This window comes from Actinomadura sp. K4S16, from assembly GCF_008327685.1.
Lineage (GTDB): Bacteria > Actinomycetota > Actinomycetes > Streptosporangiales > Streptosporangiaceae > Spirillospora.
The window spans coordinates 411,902-428,139 of sequence record NZ_BDDE01000016.1 but is presented as its reverse complement, the minus strand read 5'-3'; the positions used below and the strand labels follow the sequence as shown (position 1 = coordinate 428,139).

15 protein-coding genes are annotated in these 16,238 nt (G+C 71.6%); 8 read left to right on the top strand and 7 right to left on the bottom strand.

What is annotated here, in order from left to right:
- Positions 1-172 precede the first annotated feature (172 nt).
- The 3 genes from K4S16_RS25835 to tig all read right to left on the bottom strand — a co-directional run bounded on the left by K4S16_RS25835 (position 173) and on the right by tig (position 3,260).
- Positions 173-835 (bottom strand): ATP-dependent Clp protease proteolytic subunit, encoded by a 663-nt coding sequence (locus K4S16_RS25835; RefSeq protein ID WP_149261680.1) that lies wholly within the window; start codon positions 833-835, stop codon positions 173-175.
- Positions 836-896: 61 nt separating this feature from the next.
- Positions 897-1,529, bottom strand: coding sequence for a ClpP family protease (locus K4S16_RS25830; RefSeq protein ID WP_149261679.1), 633 nt, complete (start codon positions 1,527-1,529; stop codon positions 897-899).
- 246 nt (positions 1,530-1,775) lie between these two features.
- Positions 1,776-3,260, bottom strand: coding sequence for a trigger factor (gene tig, locus K4S16_RS25825; protein ID WP_149261595.1), 1,485 nt, complete (start codon positions 3,258-3,260; stop codon positions 1,776-1,778).
- 293 nt (positions 3,261-3,553) lie between these two features.
- Between tig and K4S16_RS25820 the strand changes: the two genes are divergently transcribed.
- Complete coding sequence (locus K4S16_RS25820; RefSeq protein WP_200842108.1) at positions 3,554-4,702, top strand: hypothetical protein; 1,149 nt, start codon at positions 3,554-3,556, stop codon at positions 4,700-4,702.
- Between the two features lie 51 nt (positions 4,703-4,753).
- Here K4S16_RS25820 and K4S16_RS25815 read toward each other — a convergent pair whose 3' ends face one another.
- Positions 4,754-7,324 carry a Tex family protein gene (locus K4S16_RS25815; RefSeq protein ID WP_149261594.1) on the bottom strand — a complete coding sequence of 857 codons (2,571 nt, stop codon included), beginning with the start codon at positions 7,322-7,324 and terminating at the stop codon, positions 4,754-4,756.
- 153 nt (positions 7,325-7,477) lie between these two features.
- Here K4S16_RS25815 and K4S16_RS25810 point away from each other — a divergent pair, with 153 nt between their 5' ends.
- Together K4S16_RS25810 and K4S16_RS25805 are read left to right on the top strand one after the other, a co-directional pair.
- Positions 7,478-8,812, top strand: a complete 1,335-nt coding sequence (locus K4S16_RS25810) for a sensor histidine kinase (protein ID WP_235037076.1) — start codon at positions 7,478-7,480, stop codon at positions 8,810-8,812.
- Positions 8,764-9,408: a response regulator transcription factor gene (locus K4S16_RS25805; RefSeq protein WP_149261593.1), complete on the top strand. Its 645-nt coding sequence runs from the start codon at positions 8,764-8,766 to the stop codon at positions 9,406-9,408. The genes K4S16_RS25810 and K4S16_RS25805 overlap by 49 nt, the downstream gene beginning before the upstream one ends.
- Before the next feature lie 31 nt (positions 9,409-9,439).
- On the opposite strand, the gene K4S16_RS25800 is transcribed toward K4S16_RS25805, so the two are convergent.
- Complete coding sequence (locus tag K4S16_RS25800) at positions 9,440-9,856, bottom strand: cupin domain-containing protein (RefSeq protein ID WP_149261592.1); 417 nt, start codon at positions 9,854-9,856, stop codon at positions 9,440-9,442.
- A gap of 61 nt (positions 9,857-9,917) precedes the next feature.
- Here K4S16_RS25800 and K4S16_RS25795 point away from each other — a divergent pair, with 61 nt between their 5' ends.
- Positions 9,918-10,403 carry a MarR family winged helix-turn-helix transcriptional regulator gene (locus K4S16_RS25795; RefSeq protein WP_149261591.1) on the top strand — a complete coding sequence of 162 codons (486 nt, stop codon included), beginning with the start codon at positions 9,918-9,920 and terminating at the stop codon, positions 10,401-10,403.
- Between the two features lie 192 nt (positions 10,404-10,595).
- Positions 10,596-12,425, top strand: a complete 1,830-nt coding sequence (locus K4S16_RS25790; RefSeq protein WP_149261590.1) for a glycosyl hydrolase family 18 protein — start codon at positions 10,596-10,598, stop codon at positions 12,423-12,425.
- A 90-nt stretch (positions 12,426-12,515) separates the two neighbouring features.
- On the opposite strand, the gene K4S16_RS25785 is transcribed toward K4S16_RS25790, so the two are convergent.
- Positions 12,516-13,313 carry an SDR family oxidoreductase gene (locus K4S16_RS25785; protein ID WP_149261589.1) on the bottom strand — a complete coding sequence of 266 codons (798 nt, stop codon included), beginning with the start codon at positions 13,311-13,313 and terminating at the stop codon, positions 12,516-12,518.
- Positions 13,314-13,395: 82 nt separating this feature from the next.
- On the opposite strand from K4S16_RS25785, the gene K4S16_RS25780 reads away from it, so the two are divergent.
- The 3 genes from K4S16_RS25780 to K4S16_RS25770 are packed head-to-tail and all read left to right on the top strand — an operon-like array spanning position 13,396 to position 15,522.
- On the top strand, positions 13,396-13,989 hold the full coding sequence (locus K4S16_RS25780; protein ID WP_149261588.1) for a TetR/AcrR family transcriptional regulator: 594 nt from the start codon (positions 13,396-13,398) through the stop codon (positions 13,987-13,989).
- Positions 13,990-14,017: 28 nt separating this feature from the next.
- On the top strand, positions 14,018-14,842 hold the full coding sequence (locus K4S16_RS25775; protein ID WP_149261587.1) for an alpha/beta fold hydrolase: 825 nt from the start codon (positions 14,018-14,020) through the stop codon (positions 14,840-14,842).
- The gene (locus K4S16_RS25770; RefSeq protein ID WP_149261586.1) at positions 14,839-15,522 is read left to right on the top strand and encodes an HAD family hydrolase; all 684 of its coding nucleotides are present in this window, start codon (positions 14,839-14,841) and stop codon (positions 15,520-15,522) included. The genes K4S16_RS25775 and K4S16_RS25770 overlap by 4 nt, the downstream gene beginning before the upstream one ends.
- A 72-nt stretch (positions 15,523-15,594) precedes the next feature.
- Here K4S16_RS25770 and K4S16_RS25765 read toward each other — a convergent pair whose 3' ends face one another.
- Positions 15,595-16,173 (bottom strand): YceI family protein, encoded by a 579-nt coding sequence (locus tag K4S16_RS25765; protein ID WP_149261585.1) that lies wholly within the window; start codon positions 16,171-16,173, stop codon positions 15,595-15,597.
- Between the last annotated feature and the right edge of the window lie 65 nt (positions 16,174-16,238).

Here is a 16,238-nt window from a genome sequence, read left to right as displayed (position 1 = left end):
CAACCGTCTCCTTTTCGTGGGGCCGCCAGCCTTGGAGGATGCGGCGCAGCTGGTCTGCGTCCCGGAGGCTCACGACGTCGCAATCGACGTTACCGCCTCCAGCGGACTTGGAAAGCCCCTCGCCCGGAAGTGTGACGACCGGGCTGGGGGACTCCCTCGTCCTCGTGCCGTCTCAGGACGACACTACCTCGGCCTTCCGCTTCCTGCTGGCGAAGACGTCGTCGATGAGGCCGTAGTCCTCGGCCTCGGCCGCCGTGAGGATCTTGTCTCGCTCGATGTCGCGGCGGACCTCGTCGATGCCCTTGCCGCTGTGCTCGGCCAGGATCGTCTCGAGCAGGTCGCGGATCCGCATGATCTCGCGCGCCTGGATCTCGATGTCGCTGGACTGGCCGTAGGTGCCCTCGGTCGCGGGCTGGTGGATCAGGATCCGCGAGTTGGGCAGCGCCGCCCGCTTGCCCGGCGTCCCGGCCGCGAGCAGGACCGCCGCGGCGGACGCGGCCTGGCCGATGCACACGGTCTGGATGTCGGGCTTGACGAACTGCATCGTGTCGTAGATCGCCGTCATGGCGGTGAACGAGCCGCCGGGCGAGTTGATGTAGATGCTGATGTCGCGGTCGGGGTCGATCGACTCCAGCGTGATCAGCTGGGCCATCACGTCGTTGGCGGACGCGTCGTCGATCTGCACGCCGAGGAAGATGATCCGCTCTTCGAAGAGCTTGTTGTACGGGTTCATCTCCTTGACCCCGTACGTGGTGCGCTCGACGAACGACGGAATGATGTAGCGGTCGTCGACCGGCCGCGGGGCCCCGCCGGCGTACGCGCCGGGCCGGACCATATCGCTGAAGCCGGGTCGGATGAGGTCGCTCACTGTGTGCCTCCGAATCGTTGTGAGGTCGTCAGGAGACGGGGCCCTCGGAGGGCACCTGGTTGGCGCTGAGCACCACGTGGTCGACGAACCCGTAGTCCTTGGCCTCGTCGGCGGTGAACCAGCGGTCCCGGTCGGAGTCGCGCTCGATCTGGTCGAGTTCCTGGCCGGTGTGTTCGGCGATCTTCTCGGCGAGCGTCTTCTTCACGTACAGCATCTGCTCGGCCTGGATCTTGATGTCGGAGGCGGTGCCGCCGATGCCGCCGGACGGCTGGTGCATCATGATCCGCGCGTGCGGCAGGGCGTAACGCTTGCCCCGGGCGCCCGCGCACAGCAGGAACTGGCCCATCGACGCGGCCAGGCCCATGCCGACCGTGACGACGTCGTTCGGGACGTACTGCATGATGTCGTAGATCGCCATGCCGGCGGTGACGGAGCCACCTGGCGAGTTGATGTAGAGCGTGATGTCGCGGCGGCCGTCCTCGGCCGACAGCAGCAGGAGCTCGGCGCAGATGCGGTTGGCGATGTCGTCGTCGACCTGCTGGCCGAGGAAGACGATGCGCTCGCGCAGCAGCCGCTGGAAAAGCTGGTCGCCCAGAGGCAGCAGGGGCGCCTCGGCGACCCGCGCCTGGATCCGCGACGACTCTTCGAAAGTCGGAGGCATGCTCACCGGGTGTTCCTCCGGTCCTTTTAATCGGTTCGGATGATTGGACATTAACGCGCTCACGGGCCCACTCACGCCCGGGGGCCCGGCTTTTCGCCAGGGGCGTACCCGGGGCTGCCCGGGCGACTCGCACGTTGGGGAGGATCCTCACCGCCGGCGGGCCGGCCGGGCCCGCTCACGCGCGCGCCCCGCACCCGTCGTACGGATGCGGGGCGCGCCCGGTGCGTCGAAGGCGTCCAGAAGGCTCTAGGCGTCCTTGCTCTTCGCGTCCTGCTCGTCGGCCGCCTCGGCGGCCGGGGTCTCCTCAGCGGCGGCCTCAGCCGTCTCCTCGGGGGTCTCGTCCTGCGCGCCCGCCTCAGCCTCGGTCTCGACCTCGGTCTCGGCGTCCTCCGCCTGGACGGTCTCGCCGTTCAGCTCCCGCTGGACGGCGTCGACGTCGATCTCGTTGCCGGACTCGTCCTTGACCGTGACGTGCTCGACGACGAGGTTCAGCGCCTTGCTGCGCAGCACCTCGGAGACGATCGCCGGAAGCTGGTTGTTCTGCGTCAGGTACTCGGCGAGCTGCTGCGGCTGCACGCCCATCTGCATCGCCTGCGAGACGACGTACTCGCTGAGCTCCTCGTTCTCGACGCCGAGCTCCTCCTGGACGGCGAGCTGGTCGAGCACGAAGCCGCCCTTGACCGCGAGCCGGGCCGCGTCGGCGACCTCGGCGTCGAACTCCTCGGCGGTCTTCTCCTCTTCCTCGAGGTAGTCGTCCTTGGACATCCCCGCCATCTGGAGCTGCTGCTCCAGCTGCTGGTTGCGGCGGCTGATCTCCTCTTCCACGACCTTCTCGGGAAGCGGGATGTCGACCTTCTCCAGGAGCGCCTCGAGGGCCTTGTCGCGCGCCTCGGACAGCTGCTGCAGCTTCACCTGCCGGCCGAGCCGGACGCGAACGTCCTCGCGCAGCTCCTCGATCGTGTCGAACTCGCTGGCGAGCTGGGCGAACTCGTCGTCCAGGTCGGGCAGGTTCTTCACCTTGACGCTCTGCACGGTGACGGTGATCTCGGCCTCCTCGCCGGCGCGCTCGCCGCCGACCAGGGTGCCGGTGAAGGTCTTGTCCTCGCCCGCGGCCAGGCCGGTGATCGCCTCGTCCAGGCCCTCGATGGCGGAGTTGCTGCCGACCTCGTAGGAGTAGCCGGTGGTGGAAGCGTCCTCGATCTCCTCGCCGTCGATCCGCGCGACGAGGTCGATGGTGGCGAAGTCGCCCTCCTCGGCCGCGCGCTCGGCGCCGGTGAGGGAGGCGAAGCGCTCGCGGAGGTTGCCGATGGTCTCCTCGACCTGCTCGTCGGTGACCTCGGCGTCCTCGACGACGACCTCCAGGCCGTCGTAGTCGGGCACCTCGAACTTCGGCCGGATGTCGACCTCGGCGGTGAACGCGAACTGGGTGCCGTCCTCCAGCTCGGTCACCTCGACGTCGGGCTGCCCGAGCACGAAGATCTCGGACTCCTCGACGGCGCGGCCGTACAGCTCGGGAAGCGCGTCGTTGACCGCCTCCTGGAGGACCGCACCCCGGCCGACGTACTTGTCGATCAGCGGGGCGGGAACCTTGCCGGGCCGGAAGCCCTTGATCCGCACCTGCTGCGAGATCTCCTTGTACGCCTTGTCGAGGTTCGGCTTGAGCTCGTCGAACGGAACCTCGACGGTGAGCTTGACCCGCGTGGGGGTCAGCTCCTCGACATCGGTCTTCACTGGGGTCGGTCTCCTTGATCGGGCGCTGTCTCGGCCGCGGCGTTCGACGCGTACTCTTCTCTCTTGCCTGCGAGCCCTCGGCCTCCGCGCGGCGGCTGCACCGCGGTGCTCGGCCGGTCAGTCTCTCAGCGGCGCGGCCACGCCGAGATACGGCTCCGCGCCTTCGCGCGGCCAAGTCTATGGGGTAGCGGCGCCGTCTGCGGACATCGGACGCCCACAAGCCCGGCGAAACCGCGTCAACGATGCCGCACGGGCAGTGACATAGGACACCGGAACCCCCATACTCGTCCGGGATGAACGGGATAGCTGCGGCCTTCAGTGCGACCGGTCTCTACTACCTCGGGTTCGCCGTGTTCAAGCTGGCGGCGGACCGGATGCCCCCTGTCCGGGGCAACCGCATCCCGCACCTGGCATGGACGGTCCTCAGCAACTGGATCTTCCTGATCGCGCTCGGGATCGTGCTCGGCGGGCTCGGCCTGCAGATTCTCGCGCTGCGCAACCTGCCCCTGTCCACCGCGGTACCGATCTTCATGTCCGGCATCGTGCCGCTGCTGCTGATCGCGCTGGTGTTCTTCGGCGAGCGGCTGATCGCGCGCGAGTGGCTCAGCCTGGTGCTGATCGGCGCGGCGATCCTGCTGCTGACCGGGTCGCTGCGCGGGGACGAGCCGATCGGCTCCGCCGACGCGCCGCTGTGGAAGATCGCCGCGGTGGTCGCCCCCGCGGTGATCGTGCCGCTGCTGATCCTCGTCCTCGGCGACCACCGGCCGGACGGCCGGCACGCGCGCCCGGTCACCGGCATCGCCTACGGGCTGAGCTCGGGCTTCCCGGTCGGCACCGCCGAGCTGGCGATCAAGGGATGGAGCGACGACGCGCACGCCACCAGCCTGCGGATCGCCGCGACGCCGTGGCCGTACCTGACGGTGCTGGCGGCGGCGGTCGGGTTCGGGATCATGGTCGCGGCCTTCCAGCGCTGCCGGGTGTCGATCGTGGCCACCGTGATGACGGTGAGCGCGAAGAGCTACCTGCTGACCATGGGCACCTTCCTCTACGCGGAGCCGTGGCCGCAGGACGTGGGCCGCTCCGCGATGCGGCTGGGCGCGCTGGCGCTGGGCGCGATCGCCGTCCTCCAGTTCCCCCGGCACCGGCCGATACCGGAGGGGCCGGGCGACTCCGCCCGCACGGAGGCCGCCGACGAGGTGGACCCGTTCGGTAGCACGGCGGTCGGCGGGCCCGTCCTGGGCGGCCCGCGTCTCGGGCAGGCGCCTCAGGTGCCGCCTCAGCGCTCTCCGTATGCGACCGACCCGCTCGGCAGGGGCCCCTACGACCGTCCCGAGGCCCCTCATCCGGACGCGGCGTCGCAGCAGCCGCGCCGTCCCGTCCGGCCGCAGCCCCCGACCGACACGGGCTCGGACGGTCGCTGGCGCGGCTTCGGCGACGGCTGAACGGCGCCCCTGCGCGGAGCACGGGACGCCGTCCGTCACGCGTAGCCGGGCTCAGCGGCCCTTGCCGGAGCGGCCCTTGTCCTTGCCGGGCAGGCCCTTGTCCTTGCCGGGCAGGCCCTTGTCCAGGCCGGCCCGCCGGAGCGCGTCGGCCATGGCGCCGCCTCCGGAGAAGTCGCCGCCGCCCTGCCCGCCGCTGCGCTGCCCGCCCCGCTGGTTCCGGCCGCGCTGGTCCTGACCGCGCTGGCCTTGGCCGCGTTGTCCTTGACCGCGCCGGTTCTGGTCGCCGCGCCCGTCCTGCCCGCCGCGGCCCGGACGCGGACCGCGGTCGCGCTGCTCGCCGCCGCGGCGCCCGCCGCCCTGCTCACCGCGGCGCCCGCCGCCCTGCTGGTCGCGGCCCGGCTCGTCGTCCAGGCGCAGCGTCAGCGAGATGCGCTTGCGCTGGAGGTCGACGTCCAGGACCTTCACCCGGACGATGTCGCCGGGCTTGGCGACATCACGCGGGTCGGACACGAACTTGTCCGACATCGCGGAGATGTGGACGAGCCCGTCCTGGTGGACGCCGACGTCCACGAACGCCCCGAACGCCGCGACGTTGGTGACGACCCCTTCCAGGACCATGCCGGGTTCGAGGTCGCCGAGCTTGTCGACGCCCTCCTTGAACGTGGCGGTCCGGAACGCGGGGCGCGGGTCGCGGCCGGGCTTCTCCAGCTCGGAGAGGATGTCGGTGACGGTCGGCAGCCCGAAGGTGTCGTCGACGAACTCCGCCGGCCTGAGCGAGCGCAGGACGGCGGTGTTGCCGACGAGGGCCTTGATGTCGGTGCCGGCGGCGTCCAGGATCCGGCGGACGACCGGGTAGGACTCGGGGTGCACGCTGGAGGCGTCGAGCGGGTCGTCCCCGCCGGGGATGCGCAGGAAGCCGGCGCACTGCTCGAACGCCTTCGGGCCGAGCCGCGGGACGCCCTTCAGCCCGGCGCGGCTGCGGAACGGGCCGTTGGCGTCGCGGTGCGCGACGATGTTCTCCGCGAGGCCCTCGCCGATGCCGGACACGCGGGTGAGCAGCGGCGCGGACGCGGTGTTGACGTCGACGCCGACGGCGTTCACGCAGTCCTCCACGACGGCGTCGAGGGAGCGCGACAGCTTCACCTCGGAGACGTCGTGCTGGTACTGGCCGACGCCGATCGACTTTGGGTCGATCTTGACCAGTTCGGCGAGCGGGTCCTGGAGGCGGCGGGCGATGGACACGGCGCCGCGCAGCGAGACGTCCATGCCGGGCAGCTCGCGGCCCGCGTACTCCGACGCCGAGTACACCGACGCGCCGGCCTCCGACACCATGACCTTGGTGAGCCCCAGGTCGGGGTACCGGGCGATCAGGTCGGCGGCGAGTTTGTCGGTCTCGCGCGAGGCGGTGCCGTTGCCGATCGAGACCAGGTCGACGCGGTGCTCGCGGGCCAGCCTGGCGAGCGTCTCGATCGACTCGTCCCACTTGCGCCGGGGCTCGTGCGGGAAGATCGTGTCGGTGGCGACGACCTTGCCGGTCGCGTCGACGACGGCGACCTTGACGCCGGTGCGCAGGCCCGGGTCCAGGCCCATGGTGGCGCGGGTGCCGGCGGGCGCGGCGAGCAGGAGGTCGCGCAGGTTGGCCGCGAACACGCGGACCGCCTCGTCCTCGGCCTCCTGCCGCAGCCGGGTGCGCAGGTCGATGCCGAGGTGGACGAGGATCCGGGTGCGCCAGGCCCACCGCACGGCGTCCGACAGCCACTTGTCGGCCGGACGGCCCTGGTCGGCGATCTGGAACCGGCGCGCGATCTCCACCTCGTAGGAGCTGCGCGCCGCGGGGTCGTCCCCCGCCTCCTCGGGCTCCAGGTCGAGGTCGAGGACCTCTTCCTTCTCCCCGCGGAAGAGCGCGAGGACGCGGTGCGAGGGCAGCTTCGCGAACGGCTCGGCGAACTCGAAGTAGTCGGAGAACTTCGCGCCCGACTCCTGCTTGCCCTCCCGGACGCGCGAGACCATGCGGCCCTGGTTCCACATGCGCTCGCGCAGCGCGCCGATGAGGTCGGCGTCCTCGGCGAAGCGCTCGACCAGGATGGCGCGGGCGCCCTCCAGCGCGGCGGCCGCGTCGGCGACGCCCTTCTCCTCGTCCACGAAGGCGGCGGCCTCGGCCTGCGGGTCGCGGGACGGGTCGCCGAGCAGCATCTCGGCGAGCGGTTCGAGTCCGGCCTCGCGGGCGATCTGCGCCTTGGTGCGGCGCTTCGGCTTGTACGGGAGGTAGATGTCCTCCAGCCGCGCCTTGGAGTCGGCCGTCATGATCTGGGCCCGCAGCTCGTCCGTGAGCTTGCCCTGCGACTCGACCGACTCCAGGATCGCGGCGCGGCGCTCGTCCAGCTCGCGCAGGTAGCGCAGCCGCTCCTCCAGCGCGCGGAGCTGGGCGTCGTCGAGCGCTCCGGTCGCCTCCTTGCGGTAGCGGGCGATGAACGGGACGGTCGCCCCGCCGTCGAGCAGGTCCACCGCGACCCGCACCTGGCCCTCGCGGACGCCGATCTCCTCGGCGATGCGCTCGGTGATGGGCCGGAGGGCGGGCCCGTGGCCCTGGCCGTCGGACGTCTGGCTGATGGTCGCTGTCACAGCTTGGATTCGCTTTCTCCCCTGGGTGTCGCCTGTGCATTGTCCAGGGAACGGGGCCTGTTGTCTTGTCGGGGCCGAATGACGGTAGGCCTAACCCCACCGCCCCGGCCGTGAAGAGGGGGTCTAGCACCACCGAGCGCCGGGGCGCGAACCATGACAATGGTGGAGGTCCGCAAGAACGGCGAATCCCTGGAGGAACGGGTGGGCGAGCTACTGCGCGAGTACGGGCGGCGCGCCCTCATCGACTTCCTCCGCTCCGTCGTCCAGATCGTGCTGGCGTACGCGGTGGGCCTGCCGTTGTTCATCCTGACCGTGCTGTCGGTGGCGTTCATCCCCCTGGGGTTCGGGGTCGTGCTGGCACCCGTGATGTTCCAGGCGATCCGCACGGTCGCCAACCAGCAGCGCGCCTGGGCGGCCGAGTGGTCGGGGGTGGCGATCCCCGTCCCGTACCGGCCGGAGCCCGCCGGCGCGGGCCCCTTCGGCCGGCTGAAGCGGGTCCTCACCGACCCGGCCTCGTGGCGGGACCTGCTGTGGACGATCCTGAACGTGCCGGTCGCGCTCGTCCTCGGCGTCCTCGCGGGGGGCATGACGATCTACGGGCTCGAGGGCGTGTTCGTGGCGCCGTGGGTGGCGCAGCTGACCGACTACGGGTGGGGCCCCTTCTGGATGCTGAGCGACTGGGGCGTGGTCGGCGTCGTCGGGACGGTCGTGCTGGGCGCCGCGCTGACCGCGGTGTCGGCCCGGCTCGGGCCGGTCTTCCTGAGGGCGCACGCGATGTTCTGCCGGTCGCTGCTGGCGCCGACGCGGGGCGCGCTGGCCGAGCGCGTCCAGCGGCTCACCGAGACGCGGTCGGACGCGGTGGACGCCTCGGCGGCCGAGCTGCGCAGAATCGAGCGGGACCTGCACGACGGCGCGCAGGCCCGGCTGGTCGCGCTGAGCATGAACATCGGCCTCGCCGAGGAGATGATGAAGCACGACCCCGAGACGGCGCAGCGGCTCCTGGCCGAGGCCCGCGAGGCGAGCGGGACGGCGCTGACGGAGCTGCGCGACCTGGTCCGGGGCATCCATCCGCCGGTGCTGGCCGAGCGCGGGCTCGACGGGGCGGTGCGCGCGCTGGCGCTCACCCTGCCGCTGCCCGTGGACGTCCGGATCGACCTGCCCGGGCGCGGCGACGCCCCGGTGGAGTCGGCGGCGTACTTCGCGGTCGCGGAGATGCTCGCCAACACCGTCAAGCACTCGGCCGCGCGGCGCGCGTGGGTGCAGATCGAGCACACCGGGGACCGGCTGCTCATGATCGTCGGGGACGACGGGACGGGCGGCGCCGACCCGGCGGCCGGGAGCGGAATGCGCGGTATCGAGCGCAGGCTCGCGGCGTTCGATGGGACCATGGCCGTGACGAGCCCGGTCGGCGGGCCGACCGTCGTGACCATGGAGCTGCCGTGCGCGTTGTCATCGCCGAAGACCTCGCCCTCCTCCGGGACGGGCTGATCCGCCTGCTGGAGGCGTTCGGCTTCGAGGTCGTCGAGGCGGTCGACAACGGCCCGTCCCTGCTGCGGGCGCTGACCGCGCACCGCCCGGACGTGGCGGTGGTGGACGTCCGGCTCCCGCCGACGTTCACCGACGAGGGCCTGAAGGCCGCGCTGGAGGCCCGCAAGGAGATCCCGGGCCTGCCGGTGCTCGTGCTGTCGCAGCACGTGGAGCAGCTGTACGCGCGGGAGCTGCTGTCCGACAGCACGGGCGGCATCGGCTACCTGCTGAAGGACCGCGTCTCGGACGTCAAGGTCTTCGTGGAGGCGGTGCGCCGGGTCGCGGACGGCGGCACCGCCCTCGACCCGGACGTGGTGGCCCAGCTGCTCACCCGGCACGCCCGCGAGGAGCCGCTGCAGCAGCTCACCCCCCGCGAGCGCGAGGTGCTCGGGCTGATGGCGGAGGGCCGCTCGAACGCCGCGATCGCCGCGAAGCTGTTCGTCACCGAGAAGGCGATCAGCAAGCACACCAACAGCATCTTCGGCAAGCTCGGGCTGCCGCCGTCCGAGGACGACAACCGCCGCGTCCTCGCGGTCCTGGCCTACCTGGGCGCCTGATCACCGGGGCTTCCGGTCACCGGGCCTCCGGTCACTGGGCCCAGGGCGGGACGATCCGCTCGTCCCCCTGGGGCGCGATCGCGCACCGGGTCTCGTCCACCAGGGCCTCCGGGTCGTAGGCGAGGCAGCCGGCGTGGGCCGCGACGACGGCGGTGAAACCGGTGTCCCCGGTCGTCATCTGCCGGGGCGCGTCGGCGGGCAGGACGACGGTGTCGCCCGGGCCCGCCTCCAGCTTGCGGCCGTCCAGGTCGACGGTTGCGGCGCCGTCGAGGAACGTCCACACCTGCTCGGTGTCCATGGCGTGCAGCGGACCGGTCTTGCCCGGCGCCATCTCCACGCGCCAGACGGCGAGCCCCTCGGTGCCGCCCTGGGTCGGCGTGGCGGCGGTGATCATCACGGCGTTCGGCGTCTCGGTCCGGCGGCTCTCGGCGTTGCGGATGAGCGTCATGGCTCCCCGTCCCCTAAGTTAGACAATGTGGTTGTCCATATAGTCAACGAGGTTGTCTTTCATGTCAAGTGACGACGGGCCGCGGGACGCACCCGGCTTCGAGCTGCCGCTGCGGCTCTTCCTGGCGTTCCGCACGATCAGCGACGAACTGCACGCCGAACTGGCCCGGGAGGGGCATCCGGACCTGCGCCCGATGCACGGCTTCGTCTTCCAGGCCATCGGCCCGGACGGCACGACGGCGGTGGAGCTCGGCCGCCGGCTCGGAGTGTCCAAGCAGGCCGCGGGCAAGATGGTGAAGTCGCTGGAGCGGGCGGGCTACCTGGAGCGCGGCAGCGACCCGCGGGACGCCCGCCGAAAGATCGTCCGACTGACCCCGCGGGCCGTGGACTCCCTCGCCCGGTCCGAGCGCGTCTTCGAGCGGATCCGGGGCGACTGGGTCCGAACGCTCGGCGCCGACCGCATGCGCGCCCTGGAGCAGGACCTCCGCCGGATGACGCCCGCGGACCTGTGGCGGCTCGACATGCCGGGATGGTTCGGCACGTCCTGATTTTTCTGCGCGGCCGGTGACCGTATGGGTCCAGGCAGTCGCTTAGACCACTCAATCCGGCGTCCGCGGGGCGCCCGGAGGGCCTTGTCGGCACCGTTCGGCCCGGTTACGATCGGCGCAATTCTTAGGAAACTTTCCTAAGAGTATGCGGGGATTCCTGTTTGCTTCGGGGGCCGAACCGAACGGAGAACCATGTCACGACCGGGCGGACGGCGGGCCATCGCGCTCGCCGGCGCAGCGATACTGACGGCGGCCACCGCCCTGCTCACGGCGCCCCCGGCGTCGTCGGCCGGGACCGTCACCGCCGCCTGCACCAAGACCTCCGACTGGGGCACCGGCTTCGACGGCAAGTGCACCATCACCAACGGGACCGGTTCCGCGATCAGCAGCTGGAAGCTGGAGGCGGACCTGCCGTCGGGGACGTCGGTCGGCAGCGTCTGGGACGCGACGAAGACCGTGTCCGGGAACCACTACACGTTCACCAACGCCGGATGGAACGGCACGGTCGCCGCGGGCGCGAGCGTCGGCTTCGGGTTCGGCGGCACCGGCTCCGGCTGGTTCACCGGCTGCACGATCAACGGCGCCGCCTGCGACGGCTCCACTCCCCCCGGCGACGACACCGAGGCCCCCTCGGCTCCGTCCGGCCTCCGTTCCACCGGCACGACCGCCACCAGCGTGTCGCTGGCCTGGAACGCCTCGACCGACAACGTCGGCGTCACCGGCTACGACGTCTACAACGGCTCCGCCAAGGCCGCGTCCGTGACCGGCACCAGCACGACCGTCGGCGGGCTGTCCGCCAAGACCGCCTACACCTTCACCGTCAAGGCGAAGGACGCCGCCGGGAACACCTCCCCCGCGTCGGCCTCTTTGTCGGTCACCACCGCCGACGGCGGCGGCAACCCGGGCGGCGGCGGCAAGGTCGTCGGCTACTTCACCAACTGGGGCGTCTACCAGCGCAACTACCACGTCAAGAACATCGAGACGAGCGGCTCGGCCGACAAGCTCACGCACATCAACTACGCGTTCGGCAACGTGACCGGCGGCCAGTGCGCGATCGGCGACTCCTACGCCGACTACGACAAGGCCTACACCGCCGACCAGAGCGTCGACGGCGTCGCCGACAACTGGGACCAGCCGCTGCGCGGCAACTTCAACCAGCTGCGCAAGCTGAAGAAGCTGCACCCGAACCTCAAGGTGCTGTGGTCCTTCGGCGGCTGGACCTGGTCCGGCGGCTTCGGCCAGGCCGCCCAGAACCCGGCAGCGTTCGCCGAGTCCTGCTACAAACTCGTCGAGGACCCGCGCTGGGCCGACGTGTTCGACGGCATCGACATCGACTGGGAGTACCCGAACGCCTGCGGCCTCACCTGCGACACCAGCGGCCCGGACGCGTTCAAGAAGCTGATGTCGGCGGTGCGGGCCAAGTTCGGGTCCGGCAACCTCGTGACGGCCGCGATCACCGCGGACGCGAGCGACGGCGGCAAGATGGACGTCACCGACTACGCGGGCGCCGCCCAGTACGTCGACTGGTACAACCCCATGACCTACGACTACTTCGGCGCCTGGGACGCCAAGGGACCGACGGCGCCGCACTCGCCGCTCACGTCCTACCCGGGCATCCCGCAGCAGGGCTTCAACACCACCGACACCATCTCCAAGCTCCGGGCCAAGGGCGTGCCGGCGGCCAAGCTCCTGCTCGGGATCGGCTTCTACGGCCGCGGCTGGACCGGCGTCACCCAGTCCGAGCCGGGCGGCACCGCGACGGGCGCCGCGCCCGGCACCTACGAGGCCGGCATCGAGGACTACAAGGTCCTCAAGGGCAAGTGCCCCGCGACGGGGACGGTCGCCGGGACCGCCTACGCCAAATGCGGCAGCGAGTGGTGGAGCTACGACACCCCGTCCACCATCCGCGGGAAGACGGGCTTCGCCAACGACCAGGGTCTCGGCGGCGCCTTCTTCTGGGAGCTCAGCGGCGACACGACGGGCGGTGAACTGATCACCGCGATCAAGAGCGGTCTCGGCTGAGCTGTTCGCAGAAGGGGTCTCCCAGCCCCTCAGACAGCCGAGACTTCGGGCCCCTGACCACCGGACGCCGGTCAGGGGCCCGCCCCTTGCTCAGACGAGGGACTGGCCTCCGTCCACCGTGAGGATCTCGCCGTTCATGTAGGGGTTGGCCATGAGGAACAGGGCGGCGGAGGCGGCCTCCTCGGCCGTCCCGAACCGTCCGAGCGGCATGGACCCGCCCGCCTCGGCCATGGCCGCGTCGCCCTCCGCGCCGGAGGCGGTTCCGTAGGCCGTCCGCAGCAGGGGGGTGTCGAAGGCCCCGAACCGGATCGCGTTGACCCGCAGGCGTGCGGGCGCGTACTCGACGGCGAGCGCGCGGGTGAGCGTCTCGACGGCACCGCCCCCCGCGACCGGCGCGGACATCCCCGGACGGGGACGCGTGACGAGGATGCCCGAGGTCAGCGTGATCGACCCGCCCGGGGGCATCCGGCGGGCGGCGGCGCGCGCGACGGCGACCACCGCCCACGCCGGTCCCTCGACGGCGTCCCGCACGACGTCCCGGGTGAGCCCGGTGAGCGGCCCCATCCCGGCGGGGCGCCCGGCCGTCACCAGCACGTGGTCGACGGTGCCGGCGCTCTCGAAGACCTCCTCCAGCGCGTTCTCGTCCGTGACGTCGGCGGCCGCTCCCAGCACCTGGGCCGCGGTCCCGGCCGCGGCCACTCGCGCCACGGCGGTGTCCAGCCGGGTCCTGTCGCGGCTCGCGAGCACGATCCGCGCACCGACCGAGGCGAGCAGTTCCCCCGCGGCCAGGCCGATGCCGGAGCTGCCCCCGAGGATCACCGCCGTACGGCCGGCGAGGCCCTGCGGGAGCGGTGAGCGGACCGGGACGGGTGCTTCGGTCGTGGTCATGCGTCCTCCACAAATAAACCATCTGGTTGTTTTAGAGTGCCCGCCGGACCGGCCCAAGTCAACCGGGTGGTTTAATCCGCGTATGGGCTACGACGCGGAGGCGACCCGCCGGCGGATCTTCCAGGCCGCCACCGCCGAGTTCGCCGCGCGCGGGCTCGCGGGCGCCCGGATCGATCGCATCGCCACCGAGGCGCGGGCCAACAAGCAGGCCATCTACCTGTACTTCGGCGGCAAGGAGAAGCTGTTCGGCGCCGTGGTGCGCGCGAAGATGGCGGAGATCGGCAACGCGACCGACATCGATCCGGACGGCCTGGCGGACTCCGTGGGCCGGCTGTTCGACTGGTACAGGGAGCACCCGGAGCTGGTCAGGCTGCTGCTCTGGGAAGCTTTGGAGACCCCGGGCCAGGTGCAGGGCGAGGCGGAGCGCCGCGAGGAGTTCCGGCGCAAGGCCGCGCGCTTCACGGAGCACGGCGACGACCCCGCGGACCCGGGCCGTACGCGGGCCGTCCAGGACCTGATGTTCACCGTGTTCGGCCTCATCGCGTGGAACTTCGCCGTCCCGCAGCTGCGCCGGGTGATCCTGGACGAGGAGGACGACGCCGCCGCCTTCGCGCGCCGCCGCGCGTCGGTCATGGAGGCGGCACGGGTACTCGCCGAATCCCACGGGTTCGGCTGAGCCGATTCGACGACATTGGGGAGCTTCCTTGCAGGACTGGACGCTGCGTCAGATCCACCGAAGCCGGAGTGGTGAGGTCAGGTGGGATGTGTTCGGGAACGAGCATGCGGATCCGGTCGTCCTCCTGCACGGCACACCGTTCTCGTCCTACGTGTGGCGTGGCGTCGTGCGCGCTCTGGCAGCTACCCACCGTGTGTACGTCTGGGACATGCCCGGCTATGGGACGTCCGAGATGAGCGATGGGCAGGACGTCTCGCTGGCGGCGCAAGGCAGGGTGTTCACCGAGCTGCTGGCGCATTGGGGCCTGGCCGAGCCGTCCGTCGTGGCGCACGACTTCGGCGGTGCCGTGTCCCTGCGGGCGCATCTCCTGCACGGTGCGCGCTACCGCGACCTCGTCCTGGTCGATCCGGTCGCGCTCGCCCCGTGGGGTTCGCCGTTCTTCCGCCTTGTGGGGGCCAACGCGGAGGTGTTCGAGCAGCTGCCGCCCGCGTTGCACGGCGCCCTCGTCCGGGAGTACGTGACGTCGGCGAGCCACCGCGGCCTGCACCCGGCCGCCCTCGACGCGCTCGTGGATCCGTGGCTGGGAGAAGCCGGCCAGCCCGCGTTCTACCAGCAGATCGCGCAGGCCGACCAGCGCTTCACCGACGAGATCCAGAGCCGCTACGGCGAGCTGGACCTCCCGGTCCTGATCTGCTGGGGCGCCGAGGACACCTGGATCCCGATCGAGAAGGGGCGCGAGCTGGCCGATCTCGTCCCGGGCTCGCGCCTCCAGCCGATCGAAGGCGCGGGTCACCTGGTGCAGGAGGACGCGCCCGCCGAGCTGACCGCCGCGCTCCTCGGCTTCCTCACATGATCACGGCGGTGCTGTTCGACCTGGACGGGACGCTCCTCGACCACGAGGGGGCCTCGCGCGAGGCGATCGTCGCGACGTTCCCGGACGTCGATCCGGCGTGGCTCGTCCCGCGCTGGGCGGAGCTGACCGACGAGGCGGTCGACCGGTACGTGGCGGGCGAGCTGACCTTCATCGGGCAGCGCCGCTTCCGGATGGTCGCGCTCGCCCGGGAACTCGGCCTCGGCGACTGGGACGACGCCCGCGCCGACGCCCGGCTCAGCGGGTACGTGGCCCGCTACAAGGCCGCCTGGCGCCCGTTCCCGGACGCGGAACCGGTGCTCGACCTGCTCGCCGCGCGCGGCCTCCGCCTCGGAGTCGTCACCAACGGCGACGCCGCGCAGCAGCGCTCGAAGGTCGAGCGGATCGGGTTCGCCGACCGGCTCCCCGTCGTCGTGGCCTCCAGCGAGGCCGGCTCCGCCAAGCCCGCCGCCGGGATCTTCCTGACCGCCTGCGCGGCCCTCGGCGCCGAGCCGCACGCGGCCGCCTACGTCGGGGACCGCCTCGTCACCGACGCGCAGGGCGCCGCCGCCGCGGGCCTCACCGGCGTGTGGCTCGACCGCTCCGGCGCCCCGGAGCCGTCCGCCCTGGACGTCCCGCGCATCACGACGCTGGACGCGCTCCCCCCGCTGCTCACGGGCTGACCGTCCGCTCTCCCGGGCGGTGGGCACCGCCTCCGCGGCGGCGGCGCGCACCGCCCGGGGCGCTCGGCCGTCTCAGTCGGTCTGGAGGACCGCCTCGATCTCCAGGACGATCTGGATCTTGTCGCTCAGCGCGAGCCCGCCGCCCGCGAGGGTCGTCGCCGCGCCGACCCCGAACTCCAGCCGGCTGATCTCACCCGTCGCGGTGAAACCGGCGCGGGCGCCCTTGGACGGGTCGTCCTGCCGGAACGGGTCGGGGCCGAACCCTCCGACCTCCAATCGGAGCGGGACCTCCCTGGTCAGCCCGCGCAGCGTCAACTCGCCGTCCAGCACGAAGTCCTCGCCGTCGGGGCGCACTCCGGTGGAGGCATAGGTCATGGCGGGGTACTTCGCGACGTCCAGGTAGTCGGCGGACCTGAGGTGCTCGTCGCGCTGGGCGTTCCCGGTATCGACCGACGCCAGGTCGATCGTCGCGGTCACCGACGAGTCGAGCGGGTCGGCGCCGGTCACGATCGTCCCGTCGAACGTCCCGAAGCGGCCGCGGACCCGGCTGACCATCAGATGCCGGACGGTGAAGCCGATCCCGGTGTGCAGGGGGTCGATGGTCCAGGTTCCGGCGATGTAGCCGGGGATCTCGACAAGCTGGGCCGTCATCGTGTCTCCTACGGTTATGGAAGGTAAGGCGGTTCCGATTGGGAACCGTCACCATGGTGCGGACA

Coding starts and splice junctions, on each gene's coding strand:
- K4S16_RS25835 (WP_149261680.1), bottom strand. CDS start 835: ATGGTCCGGCCCGGCGCGTACGCCGGCGGGGCCCCGCGGCCGGTCGAC.
- K4S16_RS25830 (WP_149261679.1), bottom strand. CDS start 1,529: ATGCCTCCGACTTTCGAAGAGTCGTCGCGGATCCAGGCGCGGGTCGCC.
- K4S16_RS25820 (WP_200842108.1), top strand. CDS start 3,554: ATGAACGGGATAGCTGCGGCCTTCAGTGCGACCGGTCTCTACTACCTC.
- K4S16_RS25810 (WP_235037076.1), top strand. CDS start 7,478: ATGACAATGGTGGAGGTCCGCAAGAACGGCGAATCCCTGGAGGAACGG.
- K4S16_RS25800 (WP_149261592.1), bottom strand. CDS start 9,856: ATGACGCTCATCCGCAACGCCGAGAGCCGCCGGACCGAGACGCCGAAC.
- K4S16_RS25795 (WP_149261591.1), top strand. CDS start 9,918: ATGTCAAGTGACGACGGGCCGCGGGACGCACCCGGCTTCGAGCTGCCG.
- K4S16_RS25790 (WP_149261590.1), top strand. CDS start 10,596: ATGTCACGACCGGGCGGACGGCGGGCCATCGCGCTCGCCGGCGCAGCG.
- K4S16_RS25785 (WP_149261589.1), bottom strand. CDS start 13,313: ATGACCACGACCGAAGCACCCGTCCCGGTCCGCTCACCGCTCCCGCAG.
- K4S16_RS25780 (WP_149261588.1), top strand. CDS start 13,396: ATGGGCTACGACGCGGAGGCGACCCGCCGGCGGATCTTCCAGGCCGCC.
- K4S16_RS25770 (WP_149261586.1), top strand. CDS start 14,839: ATGATCACGGCGGTGCTGTTCGACCTGGACGGGACGCTCCTCGACCAC.
- K4S16_RS25765 (WP_149261585.1), bottom strand. CDS start 16,173: ATGACGGCCCAGCTTGTCGAGATCCCCGGCTACATCGCCGGAACCTGG.